We start from the raw sequence: 23,317 nt of genomic DNA, 5'->3' as shown, positions 1-23,317 counted from the left end.
CGGATAAGCGAAAGCGCCACCCGGCAAAGGCAACAAGCGGCGCTTAGTCTAACCGGATTTCAACGAATTACTATCGGCAGATGTTACAGCGAGTTATTCCGACATCGCTTCGCGCCAGAGTCGTTCCACGATGCGCTGCGCCAGAATGGCCTGCTCCCCGGACGTTTCAGGAACCGTCTGATTCTGCACGCAGGTAATGAAGTGACGCGCGCACCCCACAAAGCCACGCTGCTCCAGGGTGCTCTGCCAGCCGGGAACGGGTAACGCGAGCACGCCATTGCCCTTCTCTTCCCGCCACTCACGCATATCGGTGACGTCATACAGCGCGCCATCCGTAACGGCCTGCACGGACTCGCGCTGGCTGCCCGCCCCACGATGCATGCTGGTCGTCACCTGTAAATGCTCAACGGCAAAATGATGTTCGGCGTAAACCATTTCACCCTGCTCGTTGGTCAGCAGCGTGCCGCTTTGCAGTTGGGCTTTTCCGTTACTCAGCCAAAGGGCCGTATCCACGACGTGGAGATAATCATCCAGCAGCGTGAACCGCAGATCGTTCGGCCCCACGCTGTCGGTACGGTGCTTATCCATACGCAGAGAGGCAAACGAGCCGGACTGCGCTTTAAGCTGCTGATAGAGCGGCGCAAAACGGCGGTTGAAGCCGACCATCAGCGTCAGCTTTTTACGCGCGGCCAGCTCAATCAGTCGTTCAGCATCCTGCACATTTTCCGCCAGCGGCTTATCAACGCAGACGTGAACGCCTGCGTTCAGCAACTCGCTCACCACCTGGAAGTGCGTCGCGGTTGAGGTATGCACAAATACCGCATCACATTCACGGGCTAAATCCTGGAGTGAGCCAGCATAAGGGATGCGCCAGGTTTTGCAGATGCGCTCTGCTTTCTCGCGAGTGGGCGACCACGCCCCTTGCAGCGTCCAGTCTGACGCGGCGCCTAAAACGGGCAGCCATGCTTTTTGCGCAATCCCGCCCAGCCCCACCACTCCAATGCGTAATGTAGTCACGGTTAATCTCCCAGGTGTGCGAGTAAAGCATCCAGACGCTGCTTCAGCCCGGCAACCTCGTCTTCCAGGGCTGCCACGCGCGCAGTCAGGCTGTCGTTTGATGCTGGCGTGTCGGATTCGACGGCAAGCGTAGAGGACTCCACGTCGCCGCTAAACAGGTGCATGTAGCGGCTTTCACGCTTGCCCGGCTCGCGGGCCAGACGCACCACGTAAGGACCGTCCTCGCGTGAGGCTAATCCCTCCAGCGTCTGTTCAACGTCCTGCATATCCTGAAACTCATGCATGCGGGAGGCGCGTGTGCGCAGTTCACCCGGCGTCTGCGCCCCGCGCAGCAGCAGCGTGGTGATAACCGCCACTTCTGCGGCGCTGAGTTTTAAATCGCCAAATTCGGAATTACAAAAGCGCTGTTCATATTTAGTGACGCGATTACCGAAGCCGCTGACGGTGCGCAGGTAGTGGCGCTTCACCAGCTCATCAAGGATATCCTGCACCTCGTACTCGCCAAGGTTCATCACTGGCTCACGGTTCGTCTTTTGGTTGCAGGCCATCGTGACGGCATTCACGGAAAGAGGATACTGTTCCGGCGTCGTAACCTGCTTTTCCAGCAGGCAGCCAATCACGCGCGCTTCGGCGCCATTTAACTGATATTTCATCTTTTCTCCTTAACGACCCGCGGTCCACTCCTGCGTGGTGAGCGCGGTGAGGACATGGTCCCGCCACTCGCCGTCAATCAGCAGATAATCTTTGGCATAGCCCTCTTTCTCAAACCCCAGGCGGGCCAGCAGATCGCCGCTGCGCTTATTGTGCGGCATGTAGTTCGCCATAATGCGATGGATATGTTGCGTGCGCTGCATGTAGCGAATTGCCGCCGTCAGCGCCTCAAACATGAGCCCCTGCCCCTGCCATTTCTGGCCGATGGAATACCCGAGATAGCAGGCGTGAAACGACCCGCGTACTACGTTTGAAAAATTGGCAATGCCAACGATCTCTTTCTCTTCCGGATCGAGAAGCGCGAAATAAAACGCACTTCCCTGTTTGTGAAATTCCGCAATCATACTGAGGCGCGCCTGCCAGCCAGAGGGGTAGCAATGGCTCTCGTCCCGAACGGGTTCCCAGGGTTTTAAAAACTGGCGATTCTCGGCGTAATAATCCGCCAGACGCCAGGCATCACGCTCATGCACCAGACGAACGACCAGCCTGTCCGTCGTCAGACGCACTTTTGGCACATTACTGCGATAGCCAAACATCGATACCACTCCTTCCCGTCGCTTCTGCTCTGCCTGTTAGCTTTACTATACCTGCGCCTGTGCCTTCTGTGAAAACAGTGACATACCATTTTTATCGCTTTTCACATTTTTCGATGAGAACTCTCTATCAAAGCACCTTTTTGATAAAAAAATATTGTCGCCAGCAGGTATGTGAAAAAGCGCGGCGACACCGCAGAATATTAGCGTGCTCACCTTTTATTTTCCCTGGAGGGAAAATGTCCCGCGTATCACAGGCCAGGAGCCTGGGTAAATATTTCCTGCTCGTCGATAACATGCTGGTCGTGCTCGGCTTTTTTGTCGTTTTTCCACTTATATCGATTCGTTTTGTCGATCAAATGGGCTGGGCGGCGCTAATGGTCGGGATCGCGCTGGGCTTACGCCAGTTTGTACAACAGGGTCTTGGCGTGTTTGGCGGGGCAATAGCCGACCGCTTTGGTGCGAAACCGATGATCGTCACCGGCATGCTGTTACGTGCGGCGGGATTCGCCACGATGGCAATCGCTCATGACCCCTGGCTGCTGTGGTTCTCCTATTTCCTTTCCGGGATTGGCGGCACCCTTTTCGACCCACCGCGTACCGCGCTGGTAGTCAAGCTGATCCGCCCACAACACCGGGGTCGTTTCTTCTCAATTTTGATGATGCAGGACAGCGCTGGCGCGGTAGTGGGCGCCCTGCTGGGAAGCTGGCTGCTGCAATACGATTTCCGCCTGGTCTGCGCCACCGGCGCGGTGCTGTTTATTCTCTGCGCGCTGTTTAACGGTCTGTTTCTGCCTGCATGGAAGCTGTCGACGGTAAAAGCGCCGGTGCGGGAAGGGCTTGACCGCGTGCTGAGCGATAAACGCTTCGTCACCTATGTTTTAACGTTGACCGGCTACTACATGCTCGCCGTGCAGGTCATGCTGATGCTGCCGATTATGGTTAACGATATTGCCGGCACGCCGGCGGCGGTAAAATGGATGTATGCCATTGAGGCCTGCCTTTCTCTGACTCTGCTCTATCCGATTGCCCGGTGGAGCGAGCGCCGTTTCCGGCTTGAGCACCGTCTGATGGCCGGGCTGTTGCTGATGACGCTGAGCATGATGCCCATCGGCCTGGTGAGTTCACTCCAGCAGCTGTTTATGCTGATTTGCACCTTCTATATTGGCTCAATCATTGCCGAGCCGGCCCGTGAAACCCTGAGCGCGTCACTTGCCGACGCCCGGGCCCGTGGCAGCTACATGGGCTTCAGCCGTCTCGGACTGGCGCTTGGCGGCGCGCTGGGTTACACCGGTGGCGGCTGGCTGTTTGATGCCGGAAAAGCGCTCCATCAGCCGGAGCTGCCGTGGGTCATGCTCGGTATGGTCGGCTTTATGACGCTGATTGCCCTCTGGTGGCAGTTCAGTGATAAACGCAGCACCCGCGGGATGCTGGAGCCTGGCGCCTGACCTTCTGGGGGAGGATATTTACCTCCCTTCACTATCAGTTTTTTCTGCTGGTTTCTCCAGGATCACCCTGACATACTGGCGTATCAGGACAGATGCGCCGATTTTATGTTGAGGAACACCATGAAAAAGATCGTTATTGCCGCTGCGTTAATTGTCAGTGGGCTGCTGGTGGGATGTAACCAGCTTACGCAGTACACCGTCAGTGAGCAGGAAATTAATCAGGCGCTGGAAAAACATAATAACTTTTCAAAAGATATCGGCGTGCCCGGCCTTGCGGATGCACATATCGTCCTGACGAATCTCGCCAGCCAGATTGGGCGCGAGGAGCCTAACAAAGTCACCCTTTCCGGCGATGCCAGCCTCGATATGACCTCGCTCTTCGGCAATCAGAAAGCGGATATCAAGCTGAAGCTCAAGGCGCTGCCGGTCTTTAATAAAGAGAAAGGGGCCATTTTCCTGCAAGAGATGGAAATCGTCGATGCGGTCGTCACGCCGGATAAAATGAAACCGGTGCTGCAAACGCTGATGCCTTATCTCAACCAGTCGTTACAGAACTATTTCAACCAGCAGCCCGCCTACGTTCTGAGCGAAGACAAGAGTAAGGGCGAATCTCTGGCGAAAAAATATGCCAAAGGGATAGAGGTGAAACCGGGTGAAATCATCATTCCTTTCACCGACTAAATACTCCGGGCGCTCAGGCGCCCGTTTTTTTTAACGGAATAGTGTGCAAACGAAAACGTTTCCGCTTATGATTTGTGTCCGGCAAAAACAGCCATCTTATGACTGATCCCTTTCAAGCCGGAGCTTCCATGACTGTACAATCCCAGGTTCTCAAAATCCGCCGCCCAGACGACTGGCATATCCATCTTCGTGATGGCGACATGCTGAAAACCGTCGTGCCGTATACCAGCGAAATTTATGGCCGTGCGATTGTTATGCCTAACCTGGTTCCGCCAGTCACCACCGTCGAGGCCGCGATCGCCTATCGCCAGCGTATCCTTGACGCCGTTCCGGCCGGGCACGATTTTACTCCGTTGATGACCTGCTATCTGACGGACTCGCTGGATCCCAATGAGGTTGAGCGCGGATTTAACGAAGGTGTGTTCACCGCCGCGAAGCTCTACCCGGCAAACGCCACCACCAACTCCAGCCATGGGGTGACGAGCATTGACGCCATCATGCCCGTTCTGGAGCGTATGCAAAAACTGGGAATGCCACTGCTGGTGCACGGGGAAGTGACCCACGCTGACATTGATATTTTCGATCGCGAAGCGCGTTTTATCGAAACGGTCATGGAGCCGCTGCGCCAGCGTCTTCCTGGGCTGAAGGTAGTGTTTGAACACATTACGACCAAAGATGCCGCAGAGTATGTCCGGGATGGAAACGAATTGATTGCCGCCACCATCACCCCGCAGCACCTGATGTTTAACCGTAACCACATGCTGGTGGGTGGCGTTCGTCCACATCTGTATTGTCTGCCGATCCTCAAGCGCAATATCCACCAGCAGGCGCTACGTGAGCTGGTCGCCAGCGGCTTCCCGCGCGCGTTCCTCGGCACGGATTCCGCCCCGCATGCCCGTCACCGAAAAGAGGCGAGCTGCGGCTGTGCAGGCTGCTTTAACGCCCCGACCGCCCTGGCAAGTTACGCAACCGTCTTTGACGAGATGAATGCGTTAGGCCATTTCGAAGCCTTCTGCTCCCTTAACGGCCCGCGTTTCTACGGTCTGCCGGTTAATGACACGTTCATTGAGCTGGAGCGCAAAGAAAGCCAGGTTGAAGCGTCGATTGCGCTCACCGACGATACGCTGATCCCCTTCCTGGCCGGTGAAACCGTAAGCTGGACGGTAAAAAGCTAAAAAATTGTCATCCCCCTGTTGTCAAACTGTCAATGTAACTGTATAAATAAACAGTATATTACACAGGGGGCATTTATGCGTATTGAAGTCACCATTGCCAAAACCACCGTCCTGCCTGCTGGCGCACTCGACGCTCTGGCGGGTGAGCTATCCCGACGTATTAACAGCACTTTTCCTGAAAACGATGGCGCCATAACGGTACGTTATGCGACAGCAAACCATCTTTCCGTCATTGGCGGCGCGAAAGAAGACAAAGACCGCATCAGCGAAATTTTGCAGGAAACATGGGAAAGCGCCGACGACTGGTTTATCACTGATTAAAATTTGCTCCCTCATTGTGTTTTTTTGCCGGGTCGCCCCGGCTTTTTTTCGTTTCGTCTCCTGAAAGTTCAAAATATTTCAGTATCTTCTTAGAAAATCGTGAACAAGATGACGTTTTATTGTTCGAACAATCCTAAAAAGCAGAAAAATGTGTTGCTACCCGTTTATTTTTTCCTGCGGAACCCTTATTAATTGATATACTGAAAAAGCTTTCAGAAAAACATGCATTGAACCTCAAAGTCGTTGTCTTCTAACACGCATTAAGGGGGTTATAATGGAAAAGAATAATGAAGTCATCCAGACCCATCCACTCGTTGGCTGGGATATCAGCACCGTAGACAGCTACGATGCGCTGATGCTGCGTTTGCACTACCAGACCCCGAATCAGCTAAACCGTGACGAAGCGGAAGTTGGACAGACGCTGTGGCTTACAACAGACGTCGCCCGTCAGTTTATTTCTATTTTGGAAGCAGGCATCGCAAAAATAGAATCTGGCGACTACCAGGAAAATGAGTATAAACGGCATTGACCTTATGCCACTTTTCCCTCAACAGGCACCCTCGCGGTGCCTTATTTATTTCGCTCTTGTATAAGCCCACATAGTTAATTACTCTGCTAACAAAGCGTTAGTAAAGAGAAGCCTATGAAATACGATTTGATCATTATCGGAAGCGGCTCCGTTGGATCTGCAGCCGGTTATTACGCTACGCAGGCGGGTCTGAATGTGCTGATGATTGACGCCCACCTTCCCCCTCATTCTGAAGGAAGCCATCACGGCGATACCCGTCTCATCCGTCACGCTTACGGCGAAGGTGAGCGCTATGTACCGCTGGTGCTTCGGGCTCAGACGCTGTGGGATGAGCTGGCCGCACTCACCGAAGAACGCATTTTTGAGCGCACCGGGGTTATTAATCTGGGGCCCGCCAACTCCACGTTTCTGGCGAATGTCGAGGAGAGCGCGAAAGCCTACCGTCTGGACGTTGAGCGTCTGGATGCGAACGACATAATGGCGCGCTGGCCGGAAATTTCTGTCCCTGAAGACTACATTGGATTGTTTGAAGCCAATTCCGGGGTACTGCACAGCGAAACGGCCATTAAGACATGGATTGATCTCGCCGCCAAAGCGGGCTGCGCACAGTTGTTTAACTGTCCGGTCACGGGTATCACCCACCATGCCGGGGGTTCAACCGTCACCACGTCTGAAGGTGAATATACCGCCACGCGCCTGCTGGTGAGTGCGGGAACGTGGGTGACGAAACTGCTGCCGGATCTGCCCATCCAGCCGGTACGCAAAGTCTTCTCCTGGTTCCAGTCTGACGGGCGTTACAGCAACCAGAACAAATTCCCGGCGTTCACGGGCGAGTTACCTAATGGCGACCAGTACTACGGTTTCCCCTCGGAAAAAGACGCGCTCAAGATTGGCAAACATAACGGCGGACAGGTCATTTCCTCTGCGGAAGAACGCAAGCCGTACGGAGCCTATCCGCAGGATGGTTCCGAAGCCTTCACGTTCCTGCGTAATATTCTGCCGGGCGTAGGCGGGTTGCTTTATGGCGCAGCGTGCACCTACGACAATACGCCAGATGAAGACTTCATCATCGACACCTTGCCTGGGCACGACAACACCCTGATCGTAACCGGGCTCAGCGGTCACGGGTTTAAATTTGCCTCTGTGTTAGGTGAAATCGCCGCCCAGTTTGCTCAGGGGATTGCGCCTTCGTTTGATCTCAAACCCTTCGCGCTCTCGCGCTTTAGCCGATAATACCGCTACAGGCTCCGAATAACCGGAGCCTGATTTGCGAGAGGATCATGATGCGCAGACTGGTGAATTACCTTATCAATAACATCCGCGAGCATTTCATGCTCTACATTGTCCTTTGGTCGCTGCTGGCGATTGTTGACGTCATCTTTATTGTATTCTTCTGAAAACCATCATTGACGTTTATTGACACTCCTTTAAACTTATTTAACTTATAGTTTTTATAAAAAGTCATCTCAAATTTATTGAACGAAGCGATTGAAATACATTGCGGAAACACATTCAAATTCGCTGAAATAAAATAACTAAATAACATTATTCCTTTTTTTCAGTTGCATTATTTAATTAATCCGGCCATTTTTATTGCTCAGACATTTGAGAACGGAAATTCATATGCAATGGCGTAACTCCTCCAGCCGCTACGGAATAATATCCATGTGTTTACACTGGCTATTTGCACTTGCTGTCTATGCCATGTTTGGTCTCGGCCTCTGGATGGTGACATTAAGCTATTATGACGGTTGGTATCATCAGGCCCCCGAATTGCACAAAAGCATTGGGGTTCTGCTGATGATGGGTCTGGTTTTTCGCGTGATCTGGCGACATCTCTCTCCGCCCCCTCCAGCCCCCAAAAGCCATGGCCGTCTTACCCGCATAAGCGCTGTTGGCGCACATATCGCACTCTATGCCCTGCTGTTCGCCATTCTGATCAGCGGTTATCTCATTTCGACCGCAGACGGCAAACCGATCAGCGTGTTTGGGCTCTTTGACGTCCCTGCCACGCTGGCTGATGCCGGTTCACAGGCTGACACCGCAGGTGTGGTTCATCTGTGGCTGGCATGGAGCGTGGTGATCCTGTCTGTTCTGCATGGCCTTGCGGCCCTGAAACACCACTTTATCGATAAAGACGATACGCTGAAGCGCATGCTTGGCCGTTCGTCAGTTGACTCTGGAGCATAAAATGAAAAAACGCCTGTTGGGTATCGCATTAGGTTCGCTGTTATTTACCACCGGTTCGGCCATTGCCGCCGACTATAAAATTGATAAAGAAGGCCAGCATGCCTTCGTCAATTTCCGTATTCAGCATCTGGGTTACAGCTGGTTATATGGTACGTTCAATGATTTCGATGGCACATTTAGTTTCGACGAGAAAAACCCTGCTGCCGATAAAGTAAACGTCACCATTAATACTAACAGCGTCGACACTAATCACGCCGAGCGTGATAAACATCTGCGCAGCGCTGAATTCCTGAACGTAGGCAAATTCCCGCAAGCTACTTTCGCGTCGACAGAAGTGAAGAAAGACGGTGATAAGCTCGCTATTACCGGTAATCTTACGCTGAACGGCGTAACAAAACCGGTAACACTGGATGCGAAATTAATCGGCCAGGGCGACGATCCGTGGGGCGGAAAACGTGCTGGCTTTGAAGCCGCCGGCAAAATTCATCTGAAAGATTTTAATATCACCACAGATTTAGGACCGGCATCGCAGGATGTAGAGCTGATTATTTCGGTGGAAGGCGTTCAGCAGAAGTCATAAAACAGGCCCGGCAGGCTTTTACGCCGCCGGGCAATGTTTTACTCCGGGTCCGGAATACCCAGTTTGGTATTCAGTCGGCCCCGGGATTTATTAAAGATCTTATTCCCGTTCTCGCGCCCGGCACGGCGACGACGTTGCTCTTCTTCAGGCAGGATACTCTCTTCACTGCACAGCTCGCTACAGCAGCCATTAAACTTCTCGGCACATGCAGGACACTGAATAAACAGAAGATGACAACCGTCGTTTTTGCAGTTGGTATGCGTGTCGCACGGCGTACCGCACTGGTGGCAGTGAGCGATTACGTCCTCTGAAATTCGCTCGCCCATACGCTCATCAAACACAAAGTTTTTACCGATAAAACGCACCGGTAACCCCTGCTCGCGGGCGCGGCGGGCATATTCAATGATCCCACCCTCAATATGCCAGACTTTATTAAAACCGTTGTGTTTCATCCAGGCACTGGCTTTTTCGCAGCGGATCCCCCCGGTGCAATACATAACGATCTTTTTGTCTTTATGCTCCTGCATCATCTCAACCGCTTTCGGCAGCTGTTCACGGAAAGTGTCGGCAGGAATTTCCATCGCATTCTCGAAGTGGCCCACTTCATATTCGTAGTGGTTACGCATATCGATGAACACTGCATCCGGATCGTCGAGCATCGCGTTCACTTCAGCGGCCTTGAGGTACTCCCCCACATTCGCGGCATTGAAGCTCGGATCGTCGATGCCATCCGCCACAATACGCTCACGCACCTTCATGCGCAGCACCCAGAACGATTTGCCGTCATCATCCAGCGCAATGTTCAGGCGTAAGCCGTTAAGCGCCGGATCAAAACCATAAAGGAGATCGCGGAAGGCGCTGACTTTGCTTTCCGGCACGCTGATCTGCGCGTTAATACCCTCACGCGCCAGATAGACGCGACCAAACACGTTCAGGGCGGTGAAAGCCTGGTAAAGCGCATCGCGGGTCGCCTGTGGATCGTTGATGGTAAAATATTTATAGAAAGAGATCGTTGTGCGCGGTTCGGTTTCGGCCAACATACGCGCTTTCAACATCTCATTCGAAACGCGGTTGTGTAACACTGGCATGGTGTACAAGTCCTGCAATCGTTGAGAAATAAAAATCGGTCGGCATGATATAGCAAACAAAGACAATTTACATCCACACAATTTACGCTACATTTCAGTCAACCTGATTAATCAGACTTAACACTTGCATATTCTTTCATGTTTCGATGACAGACATTTTGGCTATGCCTCAAAAAATGAGACAATAGCCCTTCAGGACGTTAGAACACAGGACAGACATGACCCAGTTACCGAAATTTACTGCCGCGCTTTTACACCCACGCTATTGGTTAACATGGTCAGGCATTGGCTTGTTGTGGCTAATTGTACAGCTGCCTTATCCCGTAATTTTCCGCATGGGTAAAGGACTGGGCCGCATTGCTCAACAATTTATGAAGCGTCGCGCCAGGATCGCGTATCGAAATCTTGAGCTTTGCTTTCCTCAGATGAGCGAATCTGAGCGTCACGACATGGTGGTTAAAAACTTCGAATCTGTCGGCATGGGACTGATGGAGACCGGTATGGCCTGGTTCTGGTCTGATAAGCGCATGGCGCGCTGGACGGAAGTGGCCGGAACCGGCATGGATCCGGTGCATAATCTCCAGGCCAACCAGACTGGCGTCCTGCTGATTGGCGTTCATTTCCTGACGCTCGAAATTGGCGCACGCATGTTCGGCATGCAGGCGCCGGGTATTGGCGTTTATCGTCCCAACGATAATCCGGTGATCGATTTGATCCAGACCAACGGACGCATGCGCTCGAATAAAAGCATGATCGACCGCAAAGACCTTAAAGGGATGATCCGCGCCCTCAAATCAGGTGAAGTGGTCTGGTATGCCCCGGATCATGACTACGGCCCGCAATCCAGCGTGTTTGTCCCGTTCTTTGCGGTGGAAGAGGCCGCGACGACCACCGGGACCTGGATGCTGGCGCGGATGTCCAAAGCGGCTATCGTGCCGTTTGTGCCGCGCCGTAAGCCGGACGGTTCAGGCTATCAGCTTATCATGCTGGAGCCGGAACTCGCTCCGCCGCTCGACGACGCGGAAACTACCGCGCGCTGGATGAACGGCATTGTGGAGAAATGCATTATGCTCGCTCCCGAGCAGTACATGTGGCTGCATCGCCGCTTCAAAACCCGGCCTCAGGGCGTCCCTTCTCGTTATTAATCTGCATGCGGTCTTCCGGGCCGCAAGCTGTTTTAGCTTTAAAAGCTCCCCGTCATTGCGGCAATCATACCCCAGGCGCATAATTAGCAGGCTTATTACCTCACTGGTCACGGTGCCCTGCACCTCATTATGCGGATAGTTATGTCCTCCACAGATGCTCCCATAAACTGGAAACGCAACCTGACGGTTGCATGGCTGGGTTGTTTTCTTACTGGCGCCGCCTTTAGCCTGGTAATGCCCTTCCTGCCCCTCTACGTTGAACAGCTCGGCGTCACCGGCCATAGCGCACTGAATATGTGGTCCGGCCTGGTGTTCAGCATTACGTTCCTGTTCTCCGCCATTGCGTCGCCTTTCTGGGGTGGGCTTGCGGATCGCAAAGGCCGCAAAATTATGCTGCTGCGCTCCGCGCTCGGCATGGCGATCATAATGCTGTTGATGGGGGTGGCGCAGAATGTCTGGCAGTTCCTGATATTACGCGCGCTTCTGGGTCTGCTCGGGGGATTTATCCCCAATGCCAACGCCCTGATCGCAACCCAAATCCCACGCCATAAAAGCGGCTGGGCATTAGGTACGCTCTCCACTGGCGGCGTAAGCGGCGCACTGCTGGGTCCGCTGGCGGGCGGGCTGCTGGCCGACCACTACGGACTGCGGCCGGTATTCTTCATTACCGCCAGCGTGCTGTTCCTCTGCTTCCTCGTGACGCTTATCTGCATCCGCGAGAATTTCACGCCGGTAGCCAAAAAAGAGATGCTGCACGCCCGGGATGTGCTGGCCTCGCTGAAAAACCCAAAGCTGGTGCTGAGCCTGTTTGTGACCACCATGATTATTCAGGTGGCCACCGGTTCAATCGCGCCTATTCTGACGCTCTATGTCCGCGACCTGGCCGGCAACGTCAGCAATATCGCCTTTATCAGCGGCGTGATCGCCTCTGTTCCCGGCGTGGCCGCGTTGCTGAGCGCGCCGCGGCTCGGCAAGCTGGGCGATCGCATCGGCCCGGAGAAAATTCTGATCTGCGCCCTGATCCTCTCCGTTCTGCTGCTGATCCCCATGTCGATGGTGCAGTCTCCCTGGCAGCTCGGCGTGTTGCGCTTTCTGCTGGGCGCAGCGGACGGCGCGTTGCTTCCTGCGGTGCAGACGCTGCTGGTTTATAACTCCACCAACCAGATTGCCGGGCGTATTTTCAGCTACAACCAGTCGTTTCGCGATCTGGGTAACGTCACCGGGCCGCTGGTCGGCGCGGGGGTTTCGGCCAGTTTCGGTTTCCGGGCGGTCTTTATCGTGACGGCAGGCGTCGTGCTGTTCAACGCTGTTTATTCCTGGCTCAGCTTATCCCGGGCGCTACGCCCGGCGCGCATAACACAACATCGTGACGGCTAATTTACGCATTCATACTTGCAAAATCATATAATCAGCTATTCTTTCCCTGAATACCTTCACGAAAAACAGGGAGACACCAATGACCATGTACGCCACGCTGGAAGAAGCTATCGATGCCGCTCGCGAAGAATTCCTCGCCGATAATCCCGGCATTGAGGAAGAAGATGCTGACGTGCAACAACTCAATATCCAAAAATACGTCCTTCAGGACGGCGATATTATGTGGCAGGCCGAATTCTTTGCTGATGAAGGTGAGGACGGAGAATGTCTGCCGATACTGAGTGGTGAAGGTGCGCAGGCGGTATTCGACGGCGACTATGACGAAATTGAGTTACGTCAGGAGTGGCTGGAAGAAAATACGCTGCATGAATGGGATGAAGGTGAGTTTCAGCTCGAACCGCCGCTGGATACCGAAGAAGGTCAGGCCGCAGCGGACGAATGGGACGAGCGATAAGCTCTCGTTACTCGTAAGGGCCGTGGCTGGCATCGATGGGCAGCAGTAGCGTGTCGAAAATCAGCGAAAACGGCAGATCGAGCACGGTGAGATAGCGCCATGCGGAATCGCGGACATCCCACTGTACGCCGGGGTAGTACTGATTCCCGTGGCCCTGTCCGGGAATGGTGCGGCTGATGATGCTGCCGCAGCCGCTGAGCAGGCATGCCATCATGACGACGATGATTACTTTCATTTCTGACCTCTAAAAAAATACCGGCCTCACAGCCGGTATTTTATTTGGCGGGTGGCGCTTCGCTTACCCGCCCTACTTAACAACTTACTTCGTCTTCAGTGCCAGCGGATTCAGCTTCACGTCCTTGTAGTAGTTCACCCACGAAGAGTATCTCTCCGGAGAAGTCCACACGCGGTAGTGAAGCCGTGCCATCGTCACCGGATCGCTCAACAGCACCAGACGACGGTCGCGGTTAAGCTTTTCTGGCGTCTCGTTCAGCGCCTGCTCAACGTGGCGATCGCGGGCGATCTCCAGCACCTGGCTGGCGCGGTGACGCGCAGTCGCCATCGCGGTGGCCAGCGCATTGAATGACGGGTTAAACACGGCGTGCATAAAGCCATCATCCAGCGTGCGTTTGCGGTTCTGCTCCAGATAGGTATCGGTATCCACCAGCACCTGCGGCGGAGAATACTCTTCCGGGATCAGGAACAGCTTCCAGCGTTTGGTACGCAGGCCCACCGTAGAACGGCTGGAGATCACCGACACAAATGGCGACAGGATCAGCGAGAAGACGATTGGCGCCAGCCAGAACAGGAAACGCAGATCCAGCCAGGCCATACCAACGGCCCACACCAGGCCCAGCAGTAGCTGAGAGCCGTGGCGCATAAAGGCTTCACTCCATGGCGTAGAGTCATCGTCACGCTGCGGTGAATTCCACACCACTTCCCATCCCAGGAACGCGCTCACCACGAATACCGTGTGGAACAGCATACGCACCGGTGCCAGCAGGACCGAGAACAGCACTTCCAGCAGCAGTGAAAGGGTTACGCGGCAGAAACCACCGTACTCCTTCGAACCTTTACACCAGATCAGAATGATACTGAGCAGCTTGGGCAGGAACAGCAGCACCATGGTCGACGCGAACAGCGCAATCGCCAGCTCCGGACGCCACTGCGGCCACACCGGGAACAGCTGGCGCGGTTGCAGGAAGTACTGCGGCTCCGTCAGGGCATGCACAACCTGCAACGCGGTCGAGAGTGCCAGGAACATAAACCACAGCGGCGCAGACAGATAGGACATGACGCCCGTCAGGAACACCGCACGGTGAACAGGGTGCATCCCCTTCACCAGGAACAGGCGGAAGTTCATCAGGTTACCGTGACACCAGCGGCGATCACGCTTGAGCTCATCCAGCAGGTTTGGCGGCAGCTCTTCATACGAGCCCGGCAGATCGTAGGCAATCCAGACGCCCCACCCTGCGCGACGCATCAGCGCGGCTTCCACAAAGTCATGCGACAGAATGGACCCGGCAAACGATCCTTCACCCGGCAGCGGCGCCAGGGCGCAGTGCTCAATGAATGGCTTCACGCGGATAATGGCGTTGTGGCCCCAGTAGTGAGATTCACCCAGCTGCCAGAAGTGCAGACCGGCAGTAAACAGCGGCCCGTAGACGCGGGTCGCAAACTGCTGGCAGCGCGCATACAGCGTGTCCATACCGGACGCTTTTGGCGAGGACTGAATAATACCCGCGTTCGGATTGGCTTCCATCAGACGGACCAGCCCGCTCAGACAGTCGCCGCTCATCACGGAGTCCGCATCCAGTACCACCATGTAGCTGTACTGGTTACCCCAACGACGGCAGAAGTCATCGATGTTCCCGCTCTTACGCTTAACACGACGACGACGACGACGGTAGAAGATCTGCCCTTCGCCCTGCACTTCAGCAATCAGCTCCATCCAGGCTTTTTGCTCTGCCACGCAGATATCCGGGTTGTAGCTGTCGCTCAGGATGTAGACGTCGAAATGCGCCGCGTTACCGGTCGCCTTTACGGACTCCCAGGTGGCACGCAGCCCGGCGAATACGCGGTCAACATCTTCGTTACAGATAGGCATGATCAGCGCGGTACGGTGCTCAGGATTGAGGGGTTCATCCCCGACCGTCGACGCGGAAATGCTGTATTTGTCACGCCCCATCAGCAGTTGCAGGAAGCCCATCAGCGCCGTCCAGAACCCGGCGGAGACCCAACAGAACAGCACGGCGAACAGCAGAAGGATGCCGCTCTGTAAAATATACGGCAGCAGCTGCATGAAGGAGACCCAGATATCCTGGCCAATCATGTCAGCAGGGTTAATCAATGCCCAGCCCTGGTACGGCAGAATAGTTTTCATGTACCAGGTGGCGACAACCGTCTGTGCCAGCGTCAGCAGCAGCAGAATGTAACGACGAATCGTTCCCACGGTACGCCATTTCTGTTCGGACGCCTGCTGTTCTTTGGTCAGACGTGACAGATAGCGCGGCGTCACGTCACGCCCACGCAGGCGATCCCAGAAGCGACCCACCGGGTTGGTGCGCCACGGATCGGGGAACATAGAGGAACGCGTGGCCTTCGGCATCGCCTGTAGCTGGTCACGCCCTTCGTCATCCTTGATTAACTGCCCTTCTGCCAGCGAGTCTGGCCATGCCTGCTCCAGACGTGCCTTCACTGACCCCAGCGGCGTATCATCATCACGGGAAAAGTGACGATGTTCACCATCCAGCGCGGTGTGAACCGCGCGGATGTCGCTCGCAGGGAGTGCCGCTTTTTCAATGTCCGTTAGCGGCATGGCATCAATATATTCAGATGTATTATTCATTGGCAGGTAGCTGATAGCTCCAGGTTTCACTCAGCGGCTTATCGTTACTGACCAGCGCGGCGCGCATTTCAGTGGTCTGTTTCGGATCTTTCACCTTCACGCGCAGGGTCAAACGCCACCCTTTGGTGACCGGATTGTAACGCACAGCGTTCTCAACGATTTCACCGTTATCGCCAATGCTGGCCTGTGCCGTCACGGCAGTATCCGGCGCCAGTTTTTTCATATCCTGCCCGGTGAAGTCCACGATAAATGCCAGCGTGCCATCCGGCTGACGAATCAGGTTGGACTGCTTCACGTCCCCCGTAGAACGACGCGTCTGCATCACATACGCGTTATCCGGTGCGTGCAGTTTGTCTTCGTCACGGCTGAAGGTGATCGCATACTTGAAGTTCATCTCTTTACCGGCTTCAGGCAGCTGATCCGGTGTCCAGTACGCCACGATGTTATCGTTGGTTTCATCATTGGTTGGAATTTCAACCAACTCAACCTTGCCTTTACCCCAGTCGCCTTTCGGTGTAACCCAGGCGCTTGGGCGCAGATCGTAGCGGTCGTCCAGATCTTCAAAGCGGGAGAACTGACGGCCACGTTGCAGCAGACCAAAGCCCTGCGGGTTTTCCATCGCAAAGCTGCTGACGGCGAGGTGTTTCGGGTTGTTCAGCGGACGCCAGATCCACTCGCCGTTACCAGCATGAATGGAAAGGCCATTAGAATCATGCAGTTGAGGGCGGAAGTTAGTCGCCGGAGACGGCTGATTCGGCCCGAACAGGAACATGCTGGTCAGCGGCGCGACGCCCAGTTTGCCCACTTTATCGCGCAGGTAAACTTTAGACTGCACGTCAACCACCGTGTCACGCCCTGGCATGATCACGAAACGATAAGCGCCTGTCGCACGAGGGGAGTCCAGCAGCGCATAAATTGTCAGACGTTTGTCGGTTGGTTTTGGACGTTCGATCCAGAACTCGCGAAAACGTGGAAATTCTTCACCTGATGGCAGCGCGGTATCAATTGCCAGACCGCGCGCAGAAAGCCCGTACACCTGCCCCGCGCCAATCACGCGGAAGTAGCTGGCGCCAAGCATGCTGACGATTTCGTCGTTTTTATCTTTGCTGTTAATCGGGTAAAGCACCTTGAAGCCTGCGAAGCCGAGGTCTTTCACCGTGTCTTTATCGTGTTGCACATCGCCAAAATTGAAATAATCCGGGCTGTACTTGATTTTACGTACCGTGGTCGCCGTCACTTCATTGATGGCAACCGGCGTGTCGAAGTACATACCCTGGTGGTAAAATTCAAGCTTGAACGGGGTTTTAATATTGTTCCAGTACGCTTTATCGTGATTGAACTGGATCTGCTGATAGTCCGCGTATTTCATGTCGCGGAAAACGGAGGGCAGGTTACTTTTTGGCGCTTCGTAGCTCTTGCCCGCCATCGATTTAGCCTGTTTTGCGACATCATCGATGTTAAAGGCCAGTGCAGATGAGGTATACAGTGACAACAGCACTGCTACACCCAACCAACGCATTTTCATCATTTGTGGTTTATGTTTCATAATAAGTAAGCACTTCCCCCTTTGTGTGCTTATATCGATCCGATCCATTTTAATGGAAACTCAGGCAATCCGACAACATTATCACTGCTTTGTTCAGCTCGCTGGCTCATGGATTAAGCAAATGAAAGAACCCGCTTTTCACTTTGCGTGCTTATCCTGGAGACAGGGTGTCGGTCTTGGTGTAGGGTTGGCTCCGAATGTAACCATTATGAGCCTTAGGGATAAGGCGAAAAGTCTGAGAATGCGCAAAGTTATATGAGCACAACCCCTGTACAACGTGAATATTTCCTCGACTCGATCCGCGCATGGCTCATGCTATTGGGGATCCCTTTTCATATTTCACTGATCTATTCCAGCCACACCTGGCATGTGAACAGCCAGATGCCCTCCTGGTGGCTGACGCTGTTCAATGATTTTATCCATGCCTTCCGCATGCAGGTGTTTTTCGTCATTTCAGGCTATTTCTCTTACATGCTCTTCTTGCGCTATCCCCTCAAGCGGTGGTGGAAAGTTCGCGTGGAGCGCGTGGGCATACCAATGTTGACGGCCATTCCGCTGCTGACGCTGCCGCAGTTCATCATGTTGCAGCATGTTAAAGGCAAGGCGGAAAACTGGCCTAATCTCTCGTTCTATGAGAAATACAACACCCTGGTCTGGGAGCTGATTTCCCACCTCTGGTTCCTGCTGGTACTGGTGGTGCTAACCACGGTGAGTTTGCTGATCTTCAGTCAACTGCGCCAGCGCGCGAGCGCCGCAACCTCGACCTTCTTCGCCAACATCACCCTGGGCAAGCTGTCGCTGCTGTTTCTTGCGCTGGGGGTCGCGTATGCCGCCGTCAGGCGTACGCTGCTCATTGTCTACCCTCCCATTCTGAGCGATGGGCTGTTTAATTTCGTGGTGATGCAGACCCTGTTCTACATTCCCTTCTTCCTGATTGGGGCGCTGGCATTTATTCATCCCCGGCTTAAAGCGCTGTTTACCACCCCCTCCCCCTGGTGTGCGGTGGGTGCTGCGCTGGCCTTTGCCGCCTATCTTCTCAATCAGCGCTTTGGCAGCGGGGACGCGTGGATGTATGAGACAGAGAGCGTGATAACGATGCTGATGGGCCTGTGGATGGTTAACGTGGTGTTCGCCCTTGGCCATCGTCTGCTGAATTTTAAATCAAGTCGCGTCACCTATTTCGTTAATGCTTCACTGTTTATCTACCTGGTCCACCATCCGCTGACGCTGTTTTTCGGGGCGTACATTACGCCGCATATCAAATCGAATGCGCTGGGCTTCTTCACCGGTCTGGTCTTTGTGGTTGGCATTGCCATCGTGTTGTATGAAATCCACCTGCGGATCCCGCTTTTGCGTTTCCTGTTCTCAGGCAAACCTCAGGTTAAAGCGGGATAACAAAACGGCGCCTCCAGAGCGCCGTTTTTGCTTTTCAGACATCAAAATGCCTGGCTGCGCGCGGTCAAAATCCGTTGATACAAGTCGGCGGTGTGCTCATCGAAACAGACAAAAATGACTTTTTCCGGCATGGGTTTGAGTGAAAGGAAGTGATAAACGGTATTCACGGCGATCGTAGCTGCCGCTTCCTTTGGATAACCGTACACCCCGGTGCTAATGGCGGGGAATGCCATGGTCTTATAGCCGTTATCTGCCGCAAGCCGCAGGCAGTTACGATAAGCCTGCTCCAGAATCTCAGCCTCATGGCGGTCGCCACCGTGCCAGACGGGTCCGACGGTATGGATCACCGCTTTGGCCGGGAGATCGCCCGCAAGCGTAATAACAGCATGCCCCGGCGGGCACTCTCCCTGCTGCTGGCGCACGGTTTTGCATGCTTCAAGGAGCTGAGGGCCCGCGGCCCGGTGAATGGCACCGTCTACCCCGCCCCCACCCATCAGGGAGGAATTGGCTGCGTTGACGATCACGTCAACGTGCACCGTCGTGATATCGCCATGAATAACGTCGATTTGCGGTCTCATAAACACCCTCTGCAACCCGCCTTTTTCATCAGTGTATCGCAGAGGGAGAAGGAGAAAAACTGTCGCGAAAAAAACGGCGGTTAACGGTAATCCACCTGAACGACCGCAAGCGTTTTCTTTTCATTCAGGTATTTCATGGTGACAGCGGCCAGCGCTGAGTGAGGATGATGGCCCCGGAGCGCCTCGTCATAACTGATGGTATGCGTTTTCATACGGTTATTTTCCGGGCAGGAAATTGCAAACTGCTGATGCCGGGGCTTGACTTCGCACGGGTCAGCGACCACCGCGCCACGAAAATGAATCACCCCACCATTCTCTATAGTTGCTGAATAAGCCGGAGAAAAAAAAGAGGACAGGATCAGTCCCAGACCAGAAATAATACACGCTGCGGATTTGAACATTATTTGTACTCCTCAATGAAATTCGTCCTTGAGGGGTAAAAACGCTCCGTTATGACGTATCAATTTAAGCAACCCGTTTGCTGGGTTCTTGATATCAGCATAGCTTACCTGTGCAGCGCCGCCACTTTATTAAATCATTGATTTTATGAATGATTAAAGCGTACTTGCCGGTGCGTTCCACTGCTGTGATAAATGAAGCGATTTTCCATCGGAAACGGTGACGATTATTTTTACCGCATCCCCTGAGCGAATATTTAAACTGATTCGCGTTAAATCAATCGGCTGATTAGCGGGTATAAAAAGAGTATTTTTCTGCCGCGATGTACTTTGTCCCCCCTGCCCCTGTCGGACAGATAACACCTCAACCTGACATTCGCAGGCGTCTGCCAGCGTGACCTGAGGAATAATGGTTGTCACATTTGCCTGCTGTGAGGTGCTGAACGTTATCTGGCTGGCAAGCGCGGCAAGGAGAATGAAGGTGCTCATGAGATCCTCCCGAAAAAAAACAGGGCGCATGCCCTGTTTTTGGTACAGAAATGAATCAGTACTGGTGTGCGGTCGCGTTGTTGCCGAAGCCAACCTGGTGCACAGTCACCGTTGAGCCGGACGCTGTCTGGTCTACCGCCGCGCCGTTGCCGCCGCCGAACTGTTTCACGTTGATAACAGAATCTTTGCTATTCCACTGGTCGATGGTGGCGCTGTTACCAAAGCCTTTTTGCAGCAGATCGATAGAACTGTCATCAGAGCCCTGGCCAACGTCTGCGCCGTTACCGCCACCATGCTGGGTAATGGTCAATTCAGAATCTCGGGCGTCCGTCTGCAAAGCAAGCGCGGAGTTACCGCCGCCGTACTGGTAAATGCTCAGGGTTGAGTCAGGGCCGTTATTGCCGCCACCCCAGCCACCACCGTGGCCGCCGCCAAATTGTGGTACCGCACCTGCGAAAGCACTGCCAGAAACTACGATTGCTGCAATAACTGCCACTTTGAAAAGTTTCATGGTAAACCCCCATCGGATTGATTAAGGCGTCACACATCGCTAGCGTTGAATAACGCGAATAGCCATCTGCGACTGTCTCTGTACTACAACTGCTGTTTTCTGCGTACCATACTGCGTTATATTCGCCCTGTTACCCGAGCCTTTCTGGATAATCATGGCGGTGTTGCCAAAAGCGCCCTGCTTAATACTCGCATCGTTGCCGTTGCCGGTCTGATCGATATAAGCAAGGTTATACGTCCCTGACTGATCAACATTCGCGCGGTTATTCCCGCCCTCCTGGGAAATAACGGACAGCAATTTAGAACCGCCCTGGCGTACATCAGCATTATTTCCTGAACCCTGTTGACCAATAATGGCTGCCTGATTGTATGAAGCTTTACTTAATTCATTAATCGCAAAATTATATTCAGAACTGGCTAAATCTGAATCACCTGCGATTACAAACCCAGGCGCACCCAGTAATGTAAACATCATAAACAACGTTTTGTTTTTCATGCTGTCACCCTGGACCTGGCTATAAAAAAGGTATTCCTTACTCCGTTAACGCGATTCGTTTTGTTAACGCCGCGTTACGGAAAAGAGTATGTCTGCCGAAACATGTTTAATATCTCACCCGTGCGCCTTATTTTTATATTCCCCTTCACCTCAAAGTCGTAAATCTCGCCTGAAACGACGGGATACTCGCCTAAAGCAGAAACCAAAAATGTCTTCCTGCGCTTGTACAACAGCGAGACAGGCTGTCCAACCTGTACCGGCTGCTTCAGACAAAAACGACAATGCCCTTTGCCACGCGCGTGACACGAAGCAAGTTTTCTTAAGAAAAAATTCCGGCTTAGGGAAGTCTTATGTTTTTAGCAGAGTTCATACTTTTTACCGGCTGGCTTACGATAATAAAAAACCAGATAATACAATTCATTATAATATACCGTATGGATTTTAAAATCTGTGCACGTTTATACACCTGTACAACTTTCCCCTTATCTTAAAATCTATTAACCCCGCAAAATACACAAATAAATATTGAATTTTACATTTTGTTACAGGATTAACACTTGCTTTAAAGTTTGCAATAGTTAGATTGAAAACAGCAGTACGTTATTTGTTTTTAATTTTACCGCCTCCTTTGGAGGAAGGTTTTTTAACTACACACAGCAGTGCCACACCTGCAGTACTTCTGGTGCCCTTTTCAATAATACGAGGGCAGCTGCCGGGTGTCATAAATAACGTGGGGTTTCATCATGTTTAATGAAGTCCATAGCTTACCCGGTCATACATTATTGTTGATCACAAAACCTTCCTTACAAGCGACAGCGTTATTGCAGCATTTAAAACAATGCCTGTCACTTAACGGGAAACTTCATAACATTCAACGTTCTTTTGATGATATCGCTCCTGGCAGCATCATTCTTCTCGATATGATGGAAGCGGATAAAAAACTGATCCATTACTGGCAAGATAATTTAAGCAGGAAAAACAATAATATCCGCGTGTTGTTATTGAATACGCCTGATGAGTATCCTTTCCGCGAAATTGAGAGCTGGCCGCATATTAACGGCGTGTTTTACGTTACAGAAGAAGAAAACCGTGTCGTGGAGGGTTTGCAGGGCATATTGCGGGGGGAGTGTTATTTCTCGCAAAAACTGGCCAGCTACCTCATTACCCACTCCGGAAATTATCGCTATAACAGTTCGGAATCGGCCCTTCTGACGCACCGTGAGAAAGAGATCCTGAACAAACTGCGTATTGGTGCTTCAAATATTGAAATCGCCCGTTCGTTATTTATCAGCGAAAATACGGTTAAGACGCATCTTTATAATCTTTTCAAAAAGATAGCTGTTAAAAATCGCACGCAGGCGGTGTCGTGGGCAAACGATAACCTCAGGCGTTAATAGCATGAAACGCACCCTAAGTTGGATTGCCGCCGCAGGCATTATGCTTGCTGCCGGAAACCTTCAGGCTGTTGAGGTGGAAGTTCCTGGACTGTTGACCGACCACACCGTCACCTCTGTCGGACACGATTTTTATCGTGCCTTCAGCGATAAGTGGGAAAGCGATTATCCGGGTAATTTAACCATCAACGAACGGCCCAGTGCGCGGTGGGGAAGCTGGATCACAATAACCGCTAATCAGGACGTTATTTACCAGACTTTTTTATTCCCAACGAAAAGAGACTTCGATCAGAACGTCGCTTTCGCACTGGCACAAACAGAAGAAGCTATTAACCGCCTACAGTTAGATAAAGCCCTTTTGAGCACAGGCGATTTAGCAAAAGATGAGTTCTAGCAACGACACCTATCTCGGAG

Annotated in this window: 27 protein-coding genes; 15 read left to right on the top strand and 12 right to left on the bottom strand. The window is 52.9% G+C overall.

The genetic code is table 11. The features are described 5' to 3' along the window. Positions 1–93: 93 nt before the first annotated feature. Genes ACQG03_RS08530 through rimJ form a run of 3 tightly spaced genes read right to left on the bottom strand, consistent with a single transcriptional unit; the run spans position 94 to position 2,264 of the window. Positions 94–1,017, bottom strand: coding sequence for a Gfo/Idh/MocA family protein (locus ACQG03_RS08530; RefSeq protein ID WP_063163643.1), 924 nt, complete (start codon positions 1,015–1,017; stop codon positions 94–96). 2 nt (positions 1,018–1,019) lie between these two features. After that, positions 1,020–1,670 carry a YceH family protein gene (locus ACQG03_RS08525; protein WP_045307934.1) on the bottom strand — a complete coding sequence of 217 codons (651 nt, stop codon included), beginning with the start codon at positions 1,668–1,670 and terminating at the stop codon, positions 1,020–1,022. A gap of 9 nt (positions 1,671–1,679) precedes the next feature. Next, positions 1,680–2,264, bottom strand: coding sequence for a ribosomal protein S5-alanine N-acetyltransferase (rimJ, locus tag ACQG03_RS08520; protein ID WP_003858007.1), 585 nt, complete (start codon positions 2,262–2,264; stop codon positions 1,680–1,682). A 236-nt stretch (positions 2,265–2,500) separates the two neighbouring features. Here rimJ and mdtH point away from each other — a divergent pair, with 236 nt between their 5' ends. The 9 genes from mdtH to ACQG03_RS08475 all read left to right on the top strand — a co-directional run bounded on the left by mdtH (position 2,501) and on the right by ACQG03_RS08475 (position 9,185). Continuing rightward, entirely contained in the window at positions 2,501–3,709 is a 1,209-nt protein-coding gene (gene mdtH, locus ACQG03_RS08515; RefSeq protein WP_063163644.1) for a multidrug efflux MFS transporter MdtH, read from the top strand. Between the two features lie 120 nt (positions 3,710–3,829). After that, positions 3,830–4,390, top strand: a complete 561-nt coding sequence (locus ACQG03_RS08510; RefSeq protein ID WP_023305855.1) for a lipoprotein — start codon at positions 3,830–3,832, stop codon at positions 4,388–4,390. Positions 4,391–4,518: 128 nt separating this feature from the next. Further along, positions 4,519–5,565 (top strand): dihydroorotase, encoded by a 1,047-nt coding sequence (pyrC, locus tag ACQG03_RS08505; protein WP_022647716.1) that lies wholly within the window; start codon positions 4,519–4,521, stop codon positions 5,563–5,565. Between the two features lie 75 nt (positions 5,566–5,640). After that, a complete protein-coding gene (dinI, locus tag ACQG03_RS08500) occupies positions 5,641–5,886 on the top strand; it encodes a DNA damage-inducible protein I (protein WP_022647715.1) in 246 nt (81 codons plus the stop codon). Positions 5,887–6,160: 274 nt separating this feature from the next. After that, positions 6,161–6,415, top strand: a complete 255-nt coding sequence (bssS, locus tag ACQG03_RS08495; RefSeq protein ID WP_023299782.1) for a biofilm formation regulator BssS — start codon at positions 6,161–6,163, stop codon at positions 6,413–6,415. A gap of 114 nt (positions 6,416–6,529) precedes the next feature. Then, a complete protein-coding gene (gene solA / locus ACQG03_RS08490; protein WP_063163645.1) occupies positions 6,530–7,648 on the top strand; it encodes an N-methyl-L-tryptophan oxidase in 1,119 nt (372 codons plus the stop codon). A gap of 50 nt (positions 7,649–7,698) precedes the next feature. After that, on the top strand, positions 7,699–7,812 hold the full coding sequence (locus ACQG03_RS08485) for a YceO family protein (RefSeq protein WP_022647713.1): 114 nt from the start codon (positions 7,699–7,701) through the stop codon (positions 7,810–7,812). A gap of 226 nt (positions 7,813–8,038) precedes the next feature. Continuing rightward, on the top strand, positions 8,039–8,605 hold the full coding sequence (locus tag ACQG03_RS08480; RefSeq protein ID WP_022647712.1) for a cytochrome b: 567 nt from the start codon (positions 8,039–8,041) through the stop codon (positions 8,603–8,605). Between the two features lies 1 nt (position 8,606). After that, the gene (locus ACQG03_RS08475) at positions 8,607–9,185 is read left to right on the top strand and encodes a YceI family protein (protein WP_022647711.1); all 579 of its coding nucleotides are present in this window, start codon (positions 8,607–8,609) and stop codon (positions 9,183–9,185) included. 38 nt (positions 9,186–9,223) lie between these two features. On the opposite strand, the gene ACQG03_RS08470 is transcribed toward ACQG03_RS08475, so the two are convergent. Continuing rightward, positions 9,224–10,273 (bottom strand): rhodanese-related sulfurtransferase, encoded by a 1,050-nt coding sequence (locus ACQG03_RS08470; protein WP_022647710.1) that lies wholly within the window; start codon positions 10,271–10,273, stop codon positions 9,224–9,226. A gap of 218 nt (positions 10,274–10,491) precedes the next feature. Here ACQG03_RS08470 and ACQG03_RS08465 point away from each other — a divergent pair, with 218 nt between their 5' ends. The 3 genes from ACQG03_RS08465 (at position 10,492) to ACQG03_RS08455 (ending at position 13,249) form a co-directional block, all read left to right on the top strand. Further along, positions 10,492–11,418, top strand: a complete 927-nt coding sequence (locus tag ACQG03_RS08465) for a Kdo(2)-lipid IV(A) acyltransferase (RefSeq protein WP_022647709.1) — start codon at positions 10,492–10,494, stop codon at positions 11,416–11,418. A gap of 141 nt (positions 11,419–11,559) precedes the next feature. Beyond that, positions 11,560–12,795, top strand: coding sequence for a multidrug efflux MFS transporter MdtG (mdtG, locus tag ACQG03_RS08460; RefSeq protein WP_023305851.1), 1,236 nt, complete (start codon positions 11,560–11,562; stop codon positions 12,793–12,795). Positions 12,796–12,874: 79 nt separating this feature from the next. Continuing rightward, the gene (locus ACQG03_RS08455) at positions 12,875–13,249 is read left to right on the top strand and encodes a MysB family protein (protein ID WP_003858026.1); all 375 of its coding nucleotides are present in this window, start codon (positions 12,875–12,877) and stop codon (positions 13,247–13,249) included. A gap of 7 nt (positions 13,250–13,256) precedes the next feature. Here ACQG03_RS08455 and ACQG03_RS08450 read toward each other — a convergent pair whose 3' ends face one another. From ACQG03_RS08450 to mdoG, 3 genes are all read right to left on the bottom strand, one after another. Continuing rightward, positions 13,257–13,484 carry a YceK/YidQ family lipoprotein gene (locus tag ACQG03_RS08450; protein ID WP_003858030.1) on the bottom strand — a complete coding sequence of 76 codons (228 nt, stop codon included), beginning with the start codon at positions 13,482–13,484 and terminating at the stop codon, positions 13,257–13,259. A gap of 84 nt (positions 13,485–13,568) precedes the next feature. Beyond that, positions 13,569–16,097, bottom strand: coding sequence for a glucans biosynthesis glucosyltransferase MdoH (gene mdoH, locus ACQG03_RS08445; RefSeq protein WP_022647707.1), 2,529 nt, complete (start codon positions 16,095–16,097; stop codon positions 13,569–13,571). Then, on the bottom strand, positions 16,090–17,643 hold the full coding sequence (gene mdoG / locus ACQG03_RS08440) for a glucans biosynthesis protein MdoG (protein ID WP_063163646.1): 1,554 nt from the start codon (positions 17,641–17,643) through the stop codon (positions 16,090–16,092). The genes mdoH and mdoG overlap by 8 nt, the downstream gene beginning before the upstream one ends. Positions 17,644–17,898: 255 nt before the next feature. On the opposite strand from mdoG, the gene mdoC reads away from it, so the two are divergent. Next, complete coding sequence (gene mdoC, locus ACQG03_RS08435; protein ID WP_022647705.1) at positions 17,899–19,038, top strand: glucans biosynthesis protein MdoC; 1,140 nt, start codon at positions 17,899–17,901, stop codon at positions 19,036–19,038. A gap of 41 nt (positions 19,039–19,079) precedes the next feature. On the opposite strand, the gene ymdB is transcribed toward mdoC, so the two are convergent. The 5 genes from ymdB to csgB form a co-directional block, all read right to left on the bottom strand. Beyond that, entirely contained in the window at positions 19,080–19,616 is a 537-nt protein-coding gene (gene ymdB / locus ACQG03_RS08430; RefSeq protein ID WP_063163647.1) for an O-acetyl-ADP-ribose deacetylase, read from the bottom strand. Positions 19,617–19,696: 80 nt separating this feature from the next. After that, positions 19,697–20,017: a type 1 fimbrial protein gene (locus ACQG03_RS08425; protein ID WP_063163648.1), complete on the bottom strand. Its 321-nt coding sequence runs from the start codon at positions 20,015–20,017 to the stop codon at positions 19,697–19,699. A 153-nt stretch (positions 20,018–20,170) separates the two neighbouring features. After that, positions 20,171–20,503, bottom strand: coding sequence for a curli assembly chaperone CsgC (gene csgC, locus ACQG03_RS08420; protein WP_023299776.1), 333 nt, complete (start codon positions 20,501–20,503; stop codon positions 20,171–20,173). A 55-nt stretch (positions 20,504–20,558) separates the two neighbouring features. Continuing rightward, the gene (gene csgA / locus ACQG03_RS08415; RefSeq protein WP_003858043.1) at positions 20,559–21,014 is read right to left on the bottom strand and encodes a curli major subunit CsgA; all 456 of its coding nucleotides are present in this window, start codon (positions 21,012–21,014) and stop codon (positions 20,559–20,561) included. Between the two features lie 39 nt (positions 21,015–21,053). Continuing rightward, positions 21,054–21,509: a curli minor subunit CsgB gene (gene csgB / locus ACQG03_RS08410; RefSeq protein WP_023299774.1), complete on the bottom strand. Its 456-nt coding sequence runs from the start codon at positions 21,507–21,509 to the stop codon at positions 21,054–21,056. Positions 21,510–22,252: 743 nt separating this feature from the next. Here csgB and csgD point away from each other — a divergent pair. Continuing rightward, entirely contained in the window at positions 22,253–22,903 is a 651-nt protein-coding gene (gene csgD, locus ACQG03_RS08405; RefSeq protein ID WP_006809293.1) for a biofilm master transcriptional regulator CsgD, read from the top strand. A gap of 4 nt (positions 22,904–22,907) precedes the next feature. Further along, a complete protein-coding gene (gene csgE, locus ACQG03_RS08400) occupies positions 22,908–23,297 on the top strand; it encodes a curli production assembly/transport protein CsgE (RefSeq protein WP_003858052.1) in 390 nt (129 codons plus the stop codon). Positions 23,298–23,317 lie beyond the last annotated feature (20 nt).

Origin of the sequence: Enterobacter cloacae complex sp. 342H5, from assembly GCF_050030905.1 — a bacterium.
Taxonomy (GTDB): domain Bacteria; phylum Pseudomonadota; class Gammaproteobacteria; order Enterobacterales; family Enterobacteriaceae; genus Enterobacter; species Enterobacter intestinihominis.
The sequence above is the reverse complement of the archived record's forward strand: the minus strand, read 5'-3'. Positions and strand labels throughout refer to the sequence as shown.